This is a genomic window from Vibrio sp. Vb0598, from assembly GCF_033338935.1.
GTDB lineage: Bacteria > Pseudomonadota > Gammaproteobacteria > Enterobacterales > Vibrionaceae > Vibrio > Vibrio alginolyticus.
In genome coordinates this window covers 92,740-110,158 of the sequence record NZ_JAWOTP010000001.1, presented here as the reverse complement: position 1 = coordinate 110,158, position 17,419 = coordinate 92,740, and the positions used below count along the sequence as shown (strand labels likewise).

At 46.8% G+C, this 17,419-nt stretch carries 15 protein-coding genes; 7 read left to right on the top strand and 8 right to left on the bottom strand.

The window, feature by feature from the left end:
* Window positions 1-62: 62 nt before the first annotated feature.
* The 4 genes from phnR to R7Q38_RS00480 form a co-directional block, all read right to left on the bottom strand.
* Window positions 63-767: a phosphonate utilization transcriptional regulator PhnR gene (gene phnR, locus R7Q38_RS00495; protein ID WP_005442366.1), complete on the bottom strand. Its 705-nt coding sequence runs from the start codon at window positions 765-767 to the stop codon at window positions 63-65.
* Window positions 768-776: 9 nt separating this feature from the next.
* A complete protein-coding gene (locus R7Q38_RS00490; RefSeq protein WP_137282840.1) occupies window positions 777-2,501 on the bottom strand; it encodes a putative 2-aminoethylphosphonate ABC transporter permease subunit in 1,725 nt (574 codons plus the stop codon).
* 8 nt (window positions 2,502-2,509) lie between these two features.
* Window positions 2,510-3,616 carry a putative 2-aminoethylphosphonate ABC transporter ATP-binding protein gene (locus R7Q38_RS00485; RefSeq protein WP_005432488.1) on the bottom strand — a complete coding sequence of 369 codons (1,107 nt, stop codon included), beginning with the start codon at window positions 3,614-3,616 and terminating at the stop codon, window positions 2,510-2,512.
* Between the two features lie 325 nt (window positions 3,617-3,941).
* Window positions 3,942-4,952 carry a putative 2-aminoethylphosphonate ABC transporter substrate-binding protein gene (locus tag R7Q38_RS00480; RefSeq protein WP_005384363.1) on the bottom strand — a complete coding sequence of 337 codons (1,011 nt, stop codon included), beginning with the start codon at window positions 4,950-4,952 and terminating at the stop codon, window positions 3,942-3,944.
* 265 nt (window positions 4,953-5,217) lie between these two features.
* Between R7Q38_RS00480 and phnW the strand changes: the two genes are divergently transcribed.
* The 3 genes from phnW (at window position 5,218) to phnX (ending at window position 8,900) form a co-directional block, all read left to right on the top strand.
* Window positions 5,218-6,321, top strand: a complete 1,104-nt coding sequence (phnW, locus tag R7Q38_RS00475) for a 2-aminoethylphosphonate--pyruvate transaminase (protein ID WP_005432490.1) — start codon at window positions 5,218-5,220, stop codon at window positions 6,319-6,321.
* A 26-nt stretch (window positions 6,322-6,347) separates the two neighbouring features.
* Window positions 6,348-7,727 carry an aspartate aminotransferase family protein gene (locus tag R7Q38_RS00470; RefSeq protein ID WP_025768031.1) on the top strand — a complete coding sequence of 460 codons (1,380 nt, stop codon included), beginning with the start codon at window positions 6,348-6,350 and terminating at the stop codon, window positions 7,725-7,727.
* 357 nt (window positions 7,728-8,084) lie between these two features.
* Window positions 8,085-8,900 carry a phosphonoacetaldehyde hydrolase gene (phnX, locus tag R7Q38_RS00465; protein ID WP_025768032.1) on the top strand — a complete coding sequence of 272 codons (816 nt, stop codon included), beginning with the start codon at window positions 8,085-8,087 and terminating at the stop codon, window positions 8,898-8,900.
* A gap of 84 nt (window positions 8,901-8,984) precedes the next feature.
* Here phnX and R7Q38_RS00460 read toward each other — a convergent pair whose 3' ends face one another.
* Window positions 8,985-10,013 (bottom strand): LacI family DNA-binding transcriptional regulator, encoded by a 1,029-nt coding sequence (locus tag R7Q38_RS00460; RefSeq protein WP_025768033.1) that lies wholly within the window; start codon window positions 10,011-10,013, stop codon window positions 8,985-8,987.
* A 248-nt stretch (window positions 10,014-10,261) separates the two neighbouring features.
* Here R7Q38_RS00460 and R7Q38_RS00455 point away from each other — a divergent pair, with 248 nt between their 5' ends.
* Genes R7Q38_RS00455 through R7Q38_RS00445 form a run of 3 tightly spaced genes read left to right on the top strand, consistent with a single transcriptional unit; the run spans window position 10,262 to window position 12,317 of the window.
* Entirely contained in the window at window positions 10,262-10,705 is a 444-nt protein-coding gene (locus R7Q38_RS00455; protein WP_025768034.1) for a PTS sugar transporter subunit IIA, read from the top strand.
* A gap of 58 nt (window positions 10,706-10,763) precedes the next feature.
* Window positions 10,764-11,051, top strand: coding sequence for a PTS sugar transporter subunit IIB (locus R7Q38_RS00450; protein WP_005374080.1), 288 nt, complete (start codon window positions 10,764-10,766; stop codon window positions 11,049-11,051).
* A 9-nt stretch (window positions 11,052-11,060) separates the two neighbouring features.
* Window positions 11,061-12,317, top strand: a complete 1,257-nt coding sequence (locus R7Q38_RS00445) for a PTS ascorbate transporter subunit IIC (protein ID WP_005384349.1) — start codon at window positions 11,061-11,063, stop codon at window positions 12,315-12,317.
* Between the two features lie 218 nt (window positions 12,318-12,535).
* Here R7Q38_RS00445 and R7Q38_RS00440 read toward each other — a convergent pair whose 3' ends face one another.
* Both R7Q38_RS00440 and R7Q38_RS00435 read right to left on the bottom strand, forming a co-directional pair.
* A complete protein-coding gene (locus tag R7Q38_RS00440; RefSeq protein WP_017819750.1) occupies window positions 12,536-12,898 on the bottom strand; it encodes a hypothetical protein in 363 nt (120 codons plus the stop codon).
* A 9-nt stretch (window positions 12,899-12,907) separates the two neighbouring features.
* Entirely contained in the window at window positions 12,908-14,938 is a 2,031-nt protein-coding gene (locus tag R7Q38_RS00435; RefSeq protein ID WP_025768035.1) for a S8 family serine peptidase, read from the bottom strand.
* A gap of 466 nt (window positions 14,939-15,404) precedes the next feature.
* On the opposite strand from R7Q38_RS00435, the gene R7Q38_RS00430 reads away from it, so the two are divergent.
* The gene (locus tag R7Q38_RS00430; protein ID WP_017819748.1) at window positions 15,405-16,661 is read left to right on the top strand and encodes a type 2 secretion system lipase; all 1,257 of its coding nucleotides are present in this window, start codon (window positions 15,405-15,407) and stop codon (window positions 16,659-16,661) included.
* A gap of 151 nt (window positions 16,662-16,812) precedes the next feature.
* Here the strand turns inward: R7Q38_RS00430 and R7Q38_RS00425 are convergent, their stop codons facing one another.
* Window positions 16,813-17,415: a TetR/AcrR family transcriptional regulator gene (locus R7Q38_RS00425; RefSeq protein ID WP_005384344.1), complete on the bottom strand. Its 603-nt coding sequence runs from the start codon at window positions 17,413-17,415 to the stop codon at window positions 16,813-16,815.
* Window positions 17,416-17,419: the final 4 nt, after the last annotated feature.

Sequence of the window (17,419 nt, the reverse complement as noted above, 5' to 3'; positions counted from 1 at the left end):
ATGTCCCTGTCTGAATAAAATAAAGGCCCCGAGATGGAGCCTTAGATTATGAGAAAATCCACTTAGCGATTGAGTTCCGCCAGAGATTCAATGCTGATGGCATCGTGTCGCCAATACTCGATATCGCAATCAATCAACTCACCGTGCTGGTTGTAGTTGATGCGCTCCACTACCATCGCTGGCGTACCGGCTGTCGCACGCAATGCCTGAGCCATTTCACCCAACAAAGTACTGGTTGAAATGCGGTAGCGAATCTTTTGATACGTCACGCCATAATGATCGCGGTAAATGTCCGTCAGTGAATTTGATAAATCGTAATCCAGCAGGTTCGGAAACAGCTCTGGACGAATGTAGTTTGTTACGAATACCACAGGTCTGTCTTCAAGGTATCGCACACGGTCGACTCGATACACATCCGAGAAAGGCTGCAAGTCCAGCAAGCGCGCGGCTTGTTTGTTTGCCAACGTCCCTTTTGCTGCGACCAACTCCGTTTTTGGCACACGATTTTGCGCTTTCGCCATGTTCGGGAAGTTCAGCGTTTGGGTTGGGTCGTAACGCAATGGCTCAGGTGAGATAAACCAACCTCGGCGATCTTCGCGATAGATTCGACCTTCTGCTTCCAGCAGTGATAACGCTTCACGCAAAGTGACGCGTGTAGTATCGAACGACTCCGCCAACTTACGCTCTGCTGGCAGTTTTTGACGCGGCGATAGCATGCCCGCTTCAATCTGTTCAACAATCGAATCTTTAATTTTTACGTATTGCACGAAGTGTCCTTATCTTTTGCGCCAAGCTTGTGTGCGATTTTCTAACAATTTACCCAAAGTCATCTGAACAATCTTCGCAATTGCGGCAGCAATCATGATCATGACAGCCATTGCCGCTGCAGCGCCAGTTTGACCTGCATCGTCCATATTCAGAATCGAGACCGAAGCCGGAATCGTATCGGTTGAGTAAAGGAATACTACCGCAGAAGTGGTGGTTAATGCATTAACAAACAAGTAAGTCGCAATGTCCAAAATCGCAGGTAAGCACACAGGTAATGTCACTTTAAAGAACAACTTGTATTGAGGAAGCTTCACCGATGCCGCCGTGGCTTCAATCTCCGATGGCAACTGCTTTAGCGCTGTCAGGGCGGTCATGTGACCCACTGTGTAGTAATGCACTACCGTGTTAATCACCAAGAATGCCATGGTGCCATAAAGTACGTTTAGAGGATTGTTCGCATCGTTGAAGTAAAAGATGTAACCCAAGCCAAGCACCATACCCGGTACCGCCATTGGCACCACGCTGAGCATTTGCATCACCTGACGAATTGGACCAAACGCACGCCCTTTCTCAATGCAGTACGCACCGACAAAGATGATGGCTGTACCAATAACCGCTGTCCAACCTGCCAGTGTTAGTGAGTTGAAGAATGGGCTCCAACCGTAAGTGCTCATTTCAGCAAAGTTGTAGTTGTTTAGCGTTAGAGCTTTGTTCCAAGGCCAGAACGTAACTAACGAGCCATACACCGCCATGCCAAGCACAGCCAACACTGCGATAGAAATGATGCTGCAGTAAACCAAACAGATGCTGTCGCGCGCTTTGTTGGGTTCAGGCTGATAAGGCACTGAACGTGTGTCGAATAAGCTCTTTTGCTTTTTCTGTACCCAGCGGTCTGCGCCGAACGCCATTACCGCAGGGAATAACAACATAATGCTAGTCACCGCACCCATGGCAAAGTTTTGCTGTCCCACGACTTGCTTGAAGATGTCAGTCGCCAGAACGTTGTAGCTGCCCCCAATCACTTTCGGCACACCAAAGTCCGTGATAACCAATGTAAAAACCACAATAAGCGTACTGATCAAACCGTATTTCGCCGCAGGTAACGTCACCATAAAGAAGGTTTTGATGGGTGAAGTTTTAAGTGCGCGCGCTGCTTCATACAAGCGGGCATCTGAAGTGCGCAGCGAAGTGGTCAAAATCATCAATGCATGAGGGAAGGTCCAGAAAATCAAACCCATCGAGATCCCAATCACGCCGTAAATCGAGTTTCCTAACAGCATCTCTTTGGCAATGCCTTGATTACCGAAAAGGAAAATCAAACTGATCGCTGGTAACAACGAAGGCGCAAGAATTGGCGCAGTACCTAGGATTTGAAACAAACCTTTAAACGGCATGCATGAACGAGTCAGCGCGTAGGCATAACCGAACGCAAGCACACCCACTACCGAGGTCACAATCACGCCCAAAGTGAAGGTGTTGCCCACCGACACCCACAAGCTTGAAGAAGAAAAGTACGTCGCAAAGTTTGCCAAACCAACGAATTCGCCATTGGCATTTTGCACACTCTTGGTCAACATTGCCCAAAGCGGCATTAAGATGAACAGCACCATCATGGTCGACAAACTAGCGAGCAGACCGAACAACACAAGGTTGTCGCGGCTAACACGTCCGAGTAAGGATTTTGCTTTGTCTTGTGTGGTCAGGCTATTCATCGTCATTGTCTTCGCATCCATGTTTACACCTACGCTGCTAGCGCTTTATCAACCGAGGGTACGGCGTAACCATGCAGCCCTTCTTCAGCAAACTGGATGTAACGTACATCGCCCGCCTTGATATTGAGTTTTTGAACCGTTTCCACAGGCACATCCACTACGATGGTTTTCGTTGAGCTGTCGTTTTGCAATACGCAATCAATGCGGAAAAACGCCCCTAGAAACTCGGTTGCGGTAACTCGCACAGGTAAAGAGTTGGTGTAGTTTTCAACGAACTTGATGCTTTCAGGGCGCACCGCAAGGTCGAAGCGGTCACCTCGTTGAATCTTACGATTGGTCAAGCTTGGCGCTGGCATCAAGGTTTCGGCAATCCGTACTTGGGAGTCCGTAGCTACTGAGGTTTCTATAAAGTTCATGCTGCCGACAAACTCAGCAACAAAGCGCGTCGCTGGTTGTTGGTAGATCTCTTGAGGTGTGCCGACTTGCTCAATCACACCATGGTTCATTACCACGATACGATCCGCCATCGACAGCGCTTCGTCCTGATCGTGCGTAACCATGATGGTGGTGATGCCCAGCTTGCGTTGCAGCTTACAAATCTCGTCACGTAAGTGAACACGTACTTTTGCATCCAGCGCTGACAGCGGCTCATCCAATAACAGTAGACCCGGAGATAGCGCCAATGCACGAGCCAAAGCAACACGCTGCTGCTGACCACCAGAAAGTTGGTTAGGGAATTTCTCGCCAGAGGTTGGAAGACCAATGGTTTCTAACCAGTAATCCACTTTCTCTAACGCTTCTTTGGTCGACATACCTTGGTTCTTCAAACCCACTGCAATGTTCTCTTGCACAGTTAGGTTCGGAAACAGCGCGTAAGATTGGAATACGATGCCAAAGTCGCGCTTCTCTGGTGGTAGGAATGTGGTCTCTTGACCGTTTTGAAAAATCGCACCAGACGTTGGCAAGTCTAAACCTGCAATGGCACGTAGCAGAGTGGTTTTACCGCAGCCAGAAGGACCAAGAAAACAAACGAACTCGCCCTTTTCAATCGCTAGCGAGATTTTCTTTAACGCAGTGAACTGTCCGAATTGCTTCACTACATTTTCGATATTTAGGTAATGTTGGTTAGTTGACATAACACATGCTCCAAATGGTATATACCAATTTTAGTTTTGGAGTGTTACGTTCCAATGACAAATTTATAGCCAGAAGATGACAAATAGATGAAGGGCGATGAGGTTTGTTCAAGTGGTAATTAGAGATTCCCGACTCGCCCCTCCGTCGCTCTCGAGAATGACGTGGTGAGTGCAGATAGAAGCTCCCAACTTTCTTAAGTCCGTCACTCCAGCGAACCTAGGTGAGACTAGGAATCTACTTACAGCAAACTCTGAAATAACAGAGAGAACAAAAAATCCACCTCAACCGAGGTGGATTTCAATATTCAACTCAAAGCAAATTCAATTAAGATTTTGGCTCTGATTTCGCATCAAACTTCTCAGACCATGCTGCTAGAATCTCTGCACGCTTACTGCCCATTTGCGCGAAGTCCATCTTCGCCATGTTCTCTTGAACGTTCGGGAAGTTAGACACGGTCGCTTTCACTTCTTTATGTGCAACCACTGGGTACATTTCTACGTAAAGCTCGTTTGCCGCTTTAGAGATTGACCAGTCGACAACGCGCTTCGCTGCATCAGACTCTTTTACTAGACCAACGGCTTCTGATTCCCAGCCGATGCCTTTTGGTGTGATAACCGCTAGTGGTGCACCTTGCGTTTTCAGCTTCGCGCCGCGGCTCGCCATCGAAATACCGATAGCCACTTCACCCATACCAGCTTGAACACATGGCTTAGAGCCAGAGTGCGTGTAGTGTGCAATGTTCTTGTCTAAGTCACGCATGTAGTTCCATGCCTGATCTTCACCCATGTTTTGTAGCCAAGCAGAAACCTGCATGTAGCCAGTGCCTGAAGACGCAGGGTTAGGCATTGCAATGTGACCTTTGTAAACCGGCTTCGTTAGGTCTTCCCAAGACGTTGGTTTCGGTAGGTTAAGTTGTTTCGCTACCGCTTCGTTGAAACAAACTGCGTTAAAGAACGCATCGTTACCGAACCAAGCTTGGTTTGATTGAGGGTCGTTTAGGTTCGCGTGCAGCTCTTCCAAACCTTTTGGTGTGTAAGGCTTAAGAAGACCTTCATCTTTAAGCAGTGCCATTGACGAGCCAGCAAGACCCCAAACCACTTCCGCTTGAGGGTTGTTCTTTTCGGCCAGCAATTTCGCCGTCATGATACCGGTGGAATCGCGAACCCACTTAATCTTGATATCTGGGTTATCTTTCTCAAACGCAGACTTGTATTTCGCAAGAATGTCAGTTTCGAAAGCGGTGTAAACCGTGACTTCCTGTGCTGCCATTGCATTCGTAGCTAGCAGAGAGACAAGTGCAGCCAGCGATCCTTTCATCAAACGGTTTTTCATCATTTTCTCCAGTTAATTTGGCTAAGTTTCATTTGGTCTGTACCAGTTGACGATATACACCCTACTGAGCCTTTGTGACGAAATCATGACCATTAAATGGCAGTTTTACGAAAATTTGCGATGAATAATCGTTCAATTGATCCGCCATTTTCTGGATATTAAAGTTTTATGAAATTGGAGATTCGCCTATTTACTGCCCTTTTCTTCCTCGCTAGAGTGAACTCGAAATTTGGTGTAGACCAATTAGCCTATTCTGATGGAAATCGAGATGAAAAACGAATACCTACTACTGACTCCAGGTCCTCTATCTACTTCTGAAACAGTACGTGAAGCCATGCTAAAAGACTGGTGTACTTGGGATGATGAATACAACAAAGACATTGTAGAAGTGATCCGCACTAAGCTTGTAAAACTGGCGACGGAGCAAGACGGCTACACCAGCGTACTAATGCAAGGTAGCGGCACCGCATCAGTAGAAGCGACAATTGGCAGCGCCATTGGCAAAGATGGAAAGTTGTTGGTTGTCGACAACGGTGCGTACGGTGCACGTATCGCTCAGATCGCTGATTACCTAAATATTCCATGCCATGTAGTTTCCCCAGGCGAAACATCACAACCACACTTGAACGAGGTGGAAACTGCATTGGCATCGGATCCTGCGATCACACACGTGGCGATTGTTCACTGCGAGACAACCACTGGCATGCTGAATCCAATTGAGGCATTTGCTTCTGCGGCAAAAGCACACGGTAAAGTCGTGATTCTCGATGCCATGTCGAGCTTTGGTGGCATTCCTATCGATATCGCAGAGCTAGGCATCGATTTTATGATCAGCTCTGCAAACAAATGTATTCAAGGCGTACCGGGTTTTGGCTTTGTGATTGCGAAACAAACTGAGCTAGAAAAGTGCCAAGGTCAGGCGCGTTCTTTGAGCCTTGATCTTTACGACCAGTGGCACTGTATGGAAGTGAACCACGGCAAATGGCGTTTCACGTCTCCAACGCACACAGTTCGCGCTTTCTACCAAGCATTGCTAGAACTGGAACAAGAAGGCGGCATTGAGGCTCGTCATAACCGCTACCAAACTAACCAGAAAACACTGGTTGCAGGTATGCGCTCTTTGGGTTTCGAACCGCTACTGAGTGATGACCTTCACTCGCCAATCATCACCTCTTTCTACTCTCCAACTCACAGTGATTACCAATTCAAAGCGTTCTACACGCGTTTGAAAGAGCAAGGCTTCGTGATTTATCCGGGTAAAGTATCGAACGCAGATTGCTTCCGCATCGGCAACATTGGCGAAGTTTACCCAGCAGATATCGAGCGCTTAATCGGTGCGATTGAAAAAGCAATGTACTGGCAAGTTGCTTAAAGCAGCCTTCTGATTGAGAGAGCGTTATGACTCAGAATATCAAACCGACCCATTTCCGCAGCGAAGGTGATGTCAACACGACACCAGCGCGCCAAGCTTGGAATGCATCGATGGACGACGAACGCACGCAAGCTTTGTTGAAGCGTGATTCGGAGGTCTTTCTTCATCAAGCCATGTCAACGCCTTGCTTAGATACCTTGGAAGCAGCAGAAGGCATCTACATCCAAAACGCCACCGGCAAAAAGTACATGGACTTCCATGGCAATAACGTCCATCAGTTGGGCTACGGTCATCCGCATGTGATTAAACGTGTGCAAGAGCAAATTGCCAAACTGCCGTTTTCACCACGTCGTTTTACCAACGAGACCGCGATTGAGTGTGCCGAAAAACTTACCCAAATATGTGGCGGCGAATTGAATCGCGTGCTGTTTGCGCCGGGTGGCACATCTGCAGTGGGCATGGCACTTAAACTAGCGCGCCATATCACGGGCAACTACAAGGTGGTGTCTCTGTGGGATTCCTTCCACGGCGCATCATTGGATGCCATCTCAGTGGGCGGCGAAGCGTGTTTTCGTCAAGGAATGGGACCATTAATGGCAGGTGTTGAACGCATTCCACCAGCAGTGTCTTACCGAGGCGCTTTTCCAGTCGCGGACGGCAGCGACGTACATTACGCCGACTACCTTGAGTACGTGATTGAGAAAGAAGGTGGCGTGGGCGCGTTTATCGCAGAAGCGGTTCGCAACACGGATGTACAAGTGCCGAGCAAAGCCTACTGGAAACGCATCCGTGAAATCTGTGACAAACACAATGTCATGTTGATCATCGACGACATCCCTAACGGCATGGGTCGCAGCGGTGAATGGTTTACCTACCAAGCCTATGACATCGAGCCAGATATGCTCTGCATCGGTAAAGGTTTGGGCGGAGGCTTAGTGCCTATCGCAGCCATGGTGACCAAAGACAAATACAACACTGCTGAGCAAATCTCCATGGGTCATTACACTCATGAGAAAAGCCCTATCGGTTGTGCTGCAGCATTGGCAACCATGGAAGCCATTGAGCAAGACGGCTTGCTAGATAAAGCCAAAGCCGACAGCCAGTTCATGCGTGAAAAGCTGCTAGAGATGAAAGCCAAGTACCCAGTGATTGGCGATGTGCGTGGCATCGGCATGTTGTGGGGTATTGAGTTGGTCACTGACCAAGAGAGCAAAGCGCGCGCCTATGACGAAGCAGAAGCCGTGCTGTACCAATGCCTCAATAACGGCGTGAGCTTCAAGGTATCGCAAGGCAATGTGATTCAACTCAGCCCACCGCTGATCATCACTCGCGAACAACTGACAGAAGCGTTGGCGATCTTCGAAGAAGCCATCGCCAAAGTGTGTAAAGACTTTAACTACATTTAGGTTTTGTTGACCTTTTGAGCTGATTTTTGCAGCAGTTTGTGGGTTCTTTATGCAAGGCTGAGGCTTTGAGTTGTAACTGTTCTACCTGATAAGCCGATAACGCAGAAGAAAGGAACCACAAACGCTGCCCGAAGGGTTCGGCTAAAAGCGTTTTACTCTTTGTTGTGAGGTGTTGTGCTTAGAATGACTAGGCTACAAACCTCTCGCCGCGATTAAAACGCTTTTATCTCGAACAAAATTTAACCGCAAAAGGTCAACAAAACCTAGAGTCAACAGACCTCAACAAAAACCAATTGATTCTGAGTGCAGTTCTAACGTGTAGGCAAGCACTCTGGCAAGCAAGAAAAAGGATTGAACATGAGCAACTCACCAATTCAAGCAGTGATCTTTGACTGGGCTGGCACTATCGTCGACTTCGGCTCTTTTGCGCCAACCAGCATCTTTGTGGAAGCGTTCAAACAAGGCTTTGATTTTGATATCGATCTTGAAGAAGCGCGGGAACCAATGGGGCTTGGTAAGTGGGATCACATCCAAGCTGTGGGTCGCATCCCTGCAGTTGATAAGCGTTGGAATGAGAAGTTTGGTCGCTCAATGACCAGCGAAGACATCGACGCTATCTACGCAGCATTCATGCCTCTGCAAAAAGCAAAAGTGGCTGACCACGCAGAGCCAATCCTTAATGCGATTGAAGTTGTGAACGGTCTGAAAGACAAAGGCATCAAGATCGGTTCTTGTTCTGGTTACCCTCGCGAAGTGATGGATGTGCTGATTCCTGTGGCTGCGGATTACGGCTACAAACCGGATTACGTAGTAGCAACGGATGACCTGCCGCAAGGTGGTCGCCCAGCACCATTTATGGCACTGAAAAACGTGATTGAGCTGAATGTAACGGACGTTAATGCGTGTATCAAAGTGGATGACGCCGCACCGGGCATCGATGAAGGTCACAACGCCGGTATGTGGACCGTTGGTTTGCTGCTTTCTGGTAACGAAGCAGGTCTAACGTTTGAAGAATACCAAGCTGCGGACGAAGCAACGCTTAATGCTGCTCGTGAAAAAGCGCGTGCAAAATTGCTCAAGAGCTCGCCGCACTACCTTATCGACACCATTGCTGACTTCCCTGAAGTGGTTGCAGATATCGAACGTCGCCTAGCGGCAGGTGAGCGTCCTTAGTCGACAATCACTATTCTCACGCATAAAAAAACCTCTCAGCATCGAGAGGTTTTTTGTATCGCGTTTGTCGCTAACCAAATCAAATTAGTTGATCGCAGTACTTGCTCGGCGTTTTAGCTTAAAGCCCATGTCCGTTACGTGCTCTACAGGCTCACCTTTAATGGCTTGCAGTAACTTGTCTGCGGCTTTCGTCCCCATACGTTCGTAATCGAATTCCGCACAGGTCAAACTTGGGTAGGCGTGCTCACCCATGGAAGAGCCTTCCAAACAGATAATCGCAATGTCGGTCGGGACTTTCAGCACTCGGCGGTGACACTCAAACAACGCGCCAATCGCAATCTCTTCATGGCTACATACCAGAGCATTCAAACTTGAATCGCGCAGCAATAACTTTGCCAACCCTTCCGCACCTAATTGTGACGATGGTGCTTCGTGCGTGGTTAAAAAATGGTCCGGTGCAAGGTAGTTCTCAATCATCGCGCTTTGCCAGCCGTGTAGCTTACGTTGCAAAGTGGAGTGATCCCCACGTGCCCCAATGAAGCCCACGTTCTTGAAGCCTTGCTCAATCACATGCTTGGTACAGGCTTTACCCACCTCAAAATGGTCAACACCGATATTGAGATAACTGGCTTTCGAACTTAGCTCAGCAATTTCCAATACTGGTGTGTTCGAGGCTTCCAAAAGCTGATTAGTACGTTGGCTGTGTTCATTACCAAACAGCACCACTCCGGCTGGACGGCTCTCAAGAAATGTCGAAAGCAGTTTCTCTTCTTGCTCTACCGAGTAGTCACTGTAACCAAGCAGCAACTGATAACCCGCTTTGTTCAACGCTTGTTGAAAGCTCGGTAAGAAAAGCGCGCACGCTTTTTCAAACAGGGAAGGAATGATAAGAGCGATGGAGTAACTTTCAGCAGACGCCAAAGCCCCTGCCGCTTTATTCGGGATATAGCCGAGCTCATCAACCACTTGTTGAATCTTTTCTCTCAGCTTGTCAGATACTAGCTCGGGCGTTCGTAATGCTCTCGACACCGTCATGGTGCCTACGCCGGCTTTTTTAGCGACGTCCGCCAAGGTGACATTGCCAGTACTTCTTCGTTTGCGAGGTTCGCTCATTGTTCTTATTTAGTGTTCTCTATTTTCTGCCGCGACATCTTACCACAGCGTTTTAGTGGTTTTGATATTAGCGCATTAGAAGTCGATCACAAGCATATGAAACTCGGATGACTGATAAAAATGGTAGCGCTATCACAATTTATGATAGCGCTATCAGATAGCGCTACCATTTGTGATCATTCTCAGGTTTTTCTGACAAATTGATCGATAAAGTACCCATCAACAAAACAACAAACCGGAAAGATCCAATGCTACGTGAACTGATTACCTCTGATGTGATTCGCATCCATTCTGATGCTACTGACTGGAAAGATGCGGTGAGCAAATCCTGTGAAGCACTGATTGAAAATGGCGCGATTGAGCCAAGCTACGTGGACGCTATTTACCGCTCACACGAAGAGCTCGGTCCTTACTACGTGGTAGGTCCTGGTATGGCAATGCCACACGCTCGCCCTGAAGATGGCGTTAACCGTTTGTCTCTTGCTATCACGGTGATTCAAAACGGCGTGAACTTCGATTCTGAAGGTAACGACCCAGTGAAAATGCTGGTTACGCTAGCCGCGACAGACAGTAACTCGCACGTGGATGCGATTTCTAAACTGGCTGAGTTGTTTATGAATGAAGAGCATGTAGAAGCCATCTGCTCCGCTCAAAACACACAAGATGTTCTCGCGATCATCGAAAAATACTAACTCCTGATGTGCCCTTCAAAATGGGCATACACCCCTATAAAAAGAAAAGGTCTGAATTATGAAAATTATGGTTGTTTGCGGTCACGGTCTTGGTACTAGCCTAATGATGGAAATGAGCATCAAAGGCATCGTGAAAGAATTGAATGTAAACGCAGAAGTGGATCATATCGATCTAGGTTCTGCAAAAGGTACGGATTGTGACATCTTCATCGGTACTAACGACATCGTTGAGCAGTTGAACGCACTGGGCGTTGAACCACGCATCGTTGCGCTTGATAACATGGTCGACAAAGTGGCAATGAAAGAGCGTCTATCTGTGGCACTTCAAGAGCTTGGCGCTCTATAAGGTGGCGTTATGGAATTTTTCAGTTTCTTAATGAACGATGTCCTATCAGAGCCGGCGGTTCTGGTAGGTCTTATCGCCCTAATCGGCTTAATTGCCCAGAAAAAACCGGTCACCGAGTGCATTAAAGGCACGGTAAAAACCATTCTTGGTTTCATCGTGCTTGGTGCGGGTGCGGGTCTGGTTGTAACTTCTCTGGGTGACTTTGCGACGATTTTCCAACACGCGTTCGGCATCACTGGCGTGGTTCCAAACAACGAAGCTATCGTCTCTATCGCGCAAGAAGCGTTTGGTAAAGAGATGGCGATGATCATGTTCTTCGGTATGTTAGTGAACATCTTGATCGCTCGCTTCACGCCATGGAAATTCATCTTCCTAACGGGTCACCACACGTTATTTATGTCAATGATGGTAGCGGCGATCCTTGCTTCTAGCGGCATGAAAGGTGTTCCACTGATCGCGCTTGGCTCTCTAGTTGTGGGCTCTGTGATGGTGTTCTTCCCTGCGATTGCTCACAAGTACATGAAGCAAGTAACAGGTTCTGACGACGTTGCGATTGGTCACTTCTCTACCCTTTCTTACGTACTAGCGGGCTTTATTGGCAGCAAGTTCGGTAATAAAGAACACTCTACTGAAGAGATGAACGTACCTAAGAGCTTGTTGTTCCTACGTGATACGCCAGTGGCAATCTCATTCACCATGGGCATCATCTTTATGGTGACGTGTATCTTCGCTGGCGGTGACTTTGTACGCGAAGTTAGCGGTGGTAAACACTGGTTCATGTTCGCACTGATGCAATCCATCACATTCGCCGGTGGTGTGTACGTTATCCTTCAAGGTGTACGTATGGTTATCGCAGAAATCGTTCCAGCGTTTAAAGGCATCTCAGACAAACTAGTACCAAACGCAAAACCTGCGCTTGATTGTCCGGTTGTATTCCCATACGCACCAAACGCAGTATTAGTTGGCTTCCTATCGAGCTTTGCGGCGGGTCTTTTGGGTATGTTCCTACTTTACGTGATGGGGCTTACTGTGATTATCCCTGGTGTCGTTCCACACTTCTTTGTAGGTGCAGCGGCAGGTGTATTTGGTAACGCTACAGGTGGTCGTCGCGGTGCAATCTTGGGTGCTTTTGCACAAGGTCTACTGATTACCTTCCTACCAGTATTCCTAATGCCAGTGCTTGGTGACCTAGGCTTTGCTAACACAACCTTTAGTGACGCAGACTTCGGCGCTGTAGGTATCCTACTGGGTCTGATTGTTCGCTAAGTAGTTAGTCTGAATATGACGAGCTGAGAACTGGCGTGATTAATGCGGGAATAGGCTCATCGGCATCAATCTTCAAGAATCTCTAGTCATAGCAAACGACTAGCTTTAGAAGAAACCAGTCATAAAAAATAATCATACAAAACAATCGTAGAAAGAAAACAAACGCCCCTCACGTGAGGGGCGTTTTTCTTTTTGGCACTATCTTAAGGAGGTTTGGCTTATTGAAGCGTATTTCCGTTAGATAGCAGCTTTCTTGTCGGCTCTTGCTCAGTGTATTCGACCGCATCGTGATCCGCGAGCTTATCGACTTCCGCCTGTTCACCCACCACAATCAACACATGTTGTTTCACCAGAGCATCGACCACTTCAATGTTGTGCTGACGAAGAAGCGCTCTCACTTCGCTCTCTTTTCCTTCATGATACTTAACAAAGTAACGTGCAGGTTGCTGCTCGGCTTGATCTTGGCGTTCATCCACGAGAGGAAATCCTTGATTGTTTGCCAAGCTGCTTGAGCTCAGTCCGATTGCCAATAGTGCGGTAGCGCCTACCACAGACAAAGAAAGTAAGGTCAACTTCTTCATAGTCACTCCTTATTGAAAGGTCAGAGTCCAACTGTTGATGGTGCCTGTGTCTCTTCTGGCACTGTCCACCGCTTTTAGTTCCCATGTACCTTGCGATTCAAAACCAGAAAAATCCGCTTGGAACGTGTTTTTTATATCGTTAGCGCTGCCGCCAGTATTATTGTGAAGTACAACTTCTCCACCAGTCGGTGACGTTAAAGTCACTCGTAGATCACCGATGTAAGTGTGGCTAATATCAACGTCAATACTTACTGTGCCTGAATCACCAGAGCGATCGACTTCTACTGCACTGATTGCGCCAGAAGATTTATTATCTGGAATCGCAACAGGGCTGGTATTTGAGAAGCTAGAGTCCGAAGAGCTACCACCATCAGGTCCATTACAGCCAGCGTCCAAGAACAGCTTCGCCGCTTCAGCATTAACTAGGCCGTGGCCAGTACGGTTGTCTCGACCAGCAACATCAATATCTGTTGCAGTTTTCACTAGGGCATTACGTACTTGCGCTGCTGTACAGGTTGGGTGGTAACTCCACACCAAGCCAGCTACGCCCGTTACGTGCGGTGTCGCCATTGATGTACCATTGTAGTACTCGTAATCTTCACCAGAGGTTGTTGCAACAGTAATTTCCTGACCAACATACCCCAATAGCTCTTGACCAAATGCACGATCAACCGTTACCGAAACCATACGATAAGCGTTGTTTGTGTCTACCAAGAAAGGGTTTTGTAAACCAGGTAGTTCAGAGTTGCTGTATACGATTGCAGCTCGCGCACCCGCATTGTAACAAGCCTGAACCGCATCTACTTCAGGGTAGTTTCCTGAAGACTGGTTGCCGATACGCTCAGTCAAACAAATTTTGCCCGACATATCACCACAGTTAAAGTTACCGCCAGAGACATCACAGCTATCTAGCGTTGCCGTTACTGAACCCGCGATTGGATCCGGAACATACGAAGAACCGTTATTGATCAAACGATTGTGAGGAACAATCCCACGATCAAACTGACTGACACCATTCAAGGTAATATCAGAAAGTTTACCTTCACCTACCGTAACCGTTGATAAGATCGCCACACCCGGGCCTGAGATCTCAACTTGATTAGTAGATTGTGAGAACGCTGCATGATCATTTTGATTATCAACAGCCGCAACAGACATCACTGAGTCATAAGAAGCTGGATAGCTGTGCGCTGTATTGCCATCATTACCCGCTGCGGCGATCAATAGAACGCCTTGATCGTAAATATTTTGCAGTGCATTTTGCTCAGTTCGGCTTGATTGACTACCACCAAGGCTCATGTTCACAACGTTAGCACCATTATCGGCACAGGTTTGGATTGCTTTAACAAGCCCAGATGAGTAACCCCAACCCGATTCGTTAAATACTTTCACGATGTGCAAATTCACATTCTGGTTTGGCATCACACCCTTTACACCTTCGGTGTTGGCAATCGCAGCAATCGTACCCGCGACGTGAGTACCGTGGGCATTGTTGTTACCCGGATCACTCCATGATCCCGTACCACTATCGTTAGTACCAGCAACGCGGTTTCCGCTTAGGTCGTTGTGCGAAATGTCGTACCCTGAATCGATAATACATACAGTGCGATTACCCGCATTGAAGTCAGCTAACAGTTGAGCATTAACCGCTTCATATCCCCATGGAGTCGTTTCGCTGAGCAAATAGCGAGGTGGATCGACTTCCACGTATTCCACATCACTACGGTTGCGAAGCGGCTCTAAGTCATCGCCATCCAATTCAACGCTGTAAATGGCGCGATTGCCCAGTTTTTCCACCTTACGTGCCTTCACCTGTTCTAGAACAGACTCCTGCGCGATTCGTGGCCCCCAGAATGAGTTACCACCCATTGAAGAACGGCTGACTGCATCTTCTTTGAATTTGACGATGTACTTCGTCGGTAACTTAGATTCATCAAATCCCATTGGTGGAGCCGCAAACGCTGACATCGAAGTGGTCAGTGCTATTGCTACGGCAGACAACGAAAATAAGCCTTGTTTTTTACTTGTTGTGTAGTGCATTTGCCCTATTCCTTATTTGAGCTAATTTTTATTCACTATATTCTCATGAAAAGTCATCATCATGATGTTTGCATGAGAGCTTCAGCTATAGTTTACAGAGCAAAAATGCCAAACAATTTGTTTCATGAATATACAAATTTGTACAAAAGATCATTCAATAAACACTTTAAGTTAACATTAAAAATCATCAACAAAACCTTATAAAGCAATTACTTAATTAACAAAAAGTGAATGTTAAATTAATGTTAGTGAGTAATTATTCTAAATATCACCCATTTAATCGATTGCTATGCTGAATGGATTTTTTGACCGTGGTGCCAAAACTGAAATATTGAATATTTAGTTGTTGACTGTCTTGAGCATTTACTCAGAATTAGAAGGTTTAGTGAGAAAAATTCTCATCTAAATACTGTTATAGCCGAGCGTATTCACGCATTCGGAACAATAACCATTACAAGAAGAGTGAATGATGAAAAAAACAATCACACTATTAACTGCATTACTTCCGCTTGCCTCCGCCATTGCAGAGGAGCCAACTTTATCACCAGCAATGGTTTCTGCGGCTGAAGTGGTTAGCGCGCAAGAAAATCAAACTTATACGTACGTTCGATGCTGGTATCGTACGAGCCACTCCAAGGACGATGCGGCTACCGATTGGAAATGGGCAAAAAACCAAGATGGTAGTGACTTCACTATCGATGGTTATTGGTGGAGCTCTGTTTCATTTAAAAACATGTTCTACACCAATACCTCACAAAACGTAATTCGCCAGCGTTGTGAGGAAACACTAGATCTAGCGAACGAGAACGCAGACATTACATTTTTTGCTGCCGACAATCGTTATTCTTATAACCACACGATCTGGAGCAATGATGCTGCAATGCAACCAGATCAGATAAACAAAGTAGTGGCTTTAGGCGATAGCTTGTCTGATACAGGCAACATCTTTAACGCGTCCCAATGGCGCTTTCCTAACCCGAATAGCTGGTTCTTGGGTCACTTCTCAAACGGTTTTGTTTGGACGGAATACGTTGCTAAAGCCAAAAACTTACCGCTATACAACTGGGCAGTAGGTGGCGCAGCAGGTGAAAACCAATACATCGCGCTAACTGGTGTCGGCGAACAAGTTTCTTCTTACTTAACCTACACAAAGCTGGCGAAGAACTACAACCCTGCTAACACATTGTTTACGTTAGAGTTTGGTTTAAATGACTTCATGAACTACAACCGTAGCGTGCCGGAAGTAAAAGCGGATTACGCTGAAGCTCTGATTCGTTTAACAGACGCTGGCGCGAAGAACTTCATGTTGATGACACTGCCAGATGCAACCAAAGCACCACAGTTCAAATACTCAACACAGGAAGAAATTGAAACGATTCGTGCGAAAGTATTGAAGATGAACGAGTTCATCAAAGCACAAGCGATGTACTACAAAGCCCAAGGCTACAACATCGCATTGTTTGATACACACGCACTGTTTGAGAAGTTAACCTCGGCACCAGAAGAACACGGTTTCGTAAATGCAAGCGACCCTTGCTTAGACATCAACCGTTCATCCTCTGTTGACTACATGTACACTCACTCATTACGTTCTGAATGTGCAGCATCTGGCGCAGATAAGTTCGTGTTCTGGGATGTGACTCACCCAACCACAGCAACGCATCGTTATGTGGCTGAAAAAATGTTAGAAAGCAGCAATAACTTAGAAGAGTTTCGCTTTTAATAAGCCGTTGTTGTTCATTGCAAGTTAATCTGCATAAAAATGACCACGATGCTTCGTGGTCATTTTTTATCGATATCGACCCCCGATAACGGGTTTATTTGAGCTCGCTTACTTCAAGCCGTTGATTTAGAGACGTTGACTTTGAGCAGTCTCATTCAGCGTTCTGTTTTGGTACGTTACCGCGGAAGCTGTTCACCATAATAGAGATCAACGTCTTTAAGGTTTCATCATCACTGCGGTATGAGTAGGCTCGTATACCCGTAAACTGAACCTGGAACAACTGAGCAAGAAGCAATGTATCCTGGGCTTCAATTTCGCCATTCTCGATTGCTCGCTCAAACAGCTTTGCAAGAAAAGATTCAAATTGGTTTGCTAAGCTGTTTGTTTGATTGCGCAGCGCATTAAAATCCTCAGCAAATTCACTTGCTGATTTGACTAACATGCACACTTCACTGGGATTGGAGTCTCGCTGATTGATAACCACATCAATCGCGAAAGCTTCTATTGCATCTAGAACCGTTGTGTTCTGAGCTAAATGCAACTCAAACAGGGCTTGTAAGTTCGCAACGTACATTTTTAGCGCTTCACAATATAGCCCCTCTTTTGACCCAAACGTCGCATAAATACTTCCAGGACGCAGATTAACGCTATCTTGTAAATCACGTGTAGATGTTGCATGAAAACCTTTCTTCCAGAATAGATCCGAGGCGGCTTTCACCACTTCATCACGTTGGAATTTCTTTGTATTCGCCATGAGC